At 32.1% G+C, this 1,513-nt stretch carries 1 rRNA gene; it reads right to left on the bottom strand.

The features are described from left to right. Nucleotides 1–1,398: 1,398 nt before the first annotated feature. Nucleotides 1,399–1,508, bottom strand: a 5S ribosomal RNA gene (gene rrf / locus OA85_RS16900). Between the last annotated feature and the right edge of the window lie 5 nt (nucleotides 1,509–1,513).

The raw sequence follows: 1,513 nt of genomic DNA on the forward strand, positions 1-1,513 counted from the left end.
ATTTTTGAAGTTTTTTTTTGGAAATTTTTATTCCCAATTTCTTCTCGTTTTCTTATCAGTCTTTCAAGGAACTTCGCTTGTTTTGCGGGGTGCAAATGTAGTAAGCGTTTTCTAATCTCACAAGCTTTTCTGAATCTTTTTTAGAAAATAAATTTTCTTGTTTAATTCGTATTACTTGCCAGTATATTAAAGAACCTCTGCGTCATTGCGGGTGCAAAAGTAACCCCTTTATTCCCTTTTACAAGCTTTTTTAAACACTTTTTTTAATGTTTTCTTAACTTAAACTTTAACTCACTGAAAACATGAGTCTTGAAACTAAACTTTTTTTCTATCACCCCTTCTTATTCTTTAGAAAAGCTATGAAAATAGACAGTATTAGCCATAGGTATTATAATACAAATAGACTTTTTTTTAGATTGTTATTTTCTCATACTCCTAAATATCCAGATTTATTACCTTTCTGAACGGTTTGAAGCTTGCTACAATAGTTATTAATGCTAGTCAAAATGCTACATATTACATAATACAAACTAATAATTAATAAACAACTCAACTGCCCGCTTTACTGATAGCAGCTAAAGCTCACAGAAAATGGAATGAAATGGAGTTTTTTTGAGAACTTGAAGCGCACAACCTAACCCATTATAAAAATAGACAACTACTCAATTGGAGAATTATCCATTTTTAGACAAGATCTAAAAGTTGCAGCGAAATATTAAAAAGAAGATATTTACATTTCCAAATCAGCTACAAAGTGAAGATTTCTATATCGAACTCATCAAGTTATTATTACCGGAGATAAACGTTGAATATTTTGAGTTAGCCTCTTATAAAAAAATCAGGAATTTTACGTTTGTATCTAAAAGAGATTAATTCGATTCCTAAAGAATCCTTACAATCTAAATTAAGATCAAAAGGATTCTTTGACAAGATAACTGTTCCAGATTTCCTCATTGATAAACACCAAGCATATCTTCGCATTACTCATAGAAGATAGCTTAATGAAGTCACTAGGAAAGTCCTATTTAGAGATTGGAATTTAGTAGCAGACGGGACTCGGACAACACATGAGTTAGTCTTTAAAAAAAATAGATTCTATATCAAATAACTGTAACGCTATTCCCTATTTCTACGGACTTACCAGCAAAAAACCTCAACACCAATATAAAGATTTCCTAAGTAATTTCACAGCCTGAGATCAAACATCATACCCAAACAAGATCTTATTTTACATAAAACTTAGACAAACTAATCTATGCTTAATCTTTATTTAACTCATTCAAAATGGACTTTTGTCACTAATTCTCCTTCAGCATCCCTAAAAAAGCTATAAAGCAAAAAAACCTATTCAAATAAATGAATAGGATTTAATAGAATCTGAAACGAGTTCAGATTAAAGAAAGGCGACGACATACTCTCCCACATAACTGCAGTACCATCTGCGCAGGCGGGCTTAACTACTCTGTTCGGGATGGGAAGAGGTGAGCCCCGCCGCAATAACCACCTTAAGAGG

The sequence above is a fragment of the Flavobacterium sp. AED genome (assembly GCF_000812945.1).
Lineage (GTDB): Bacteria > Bacteroidota > Bacteroidia > Flavobacteriales > Flavobacteriaceae > Flavobacterium.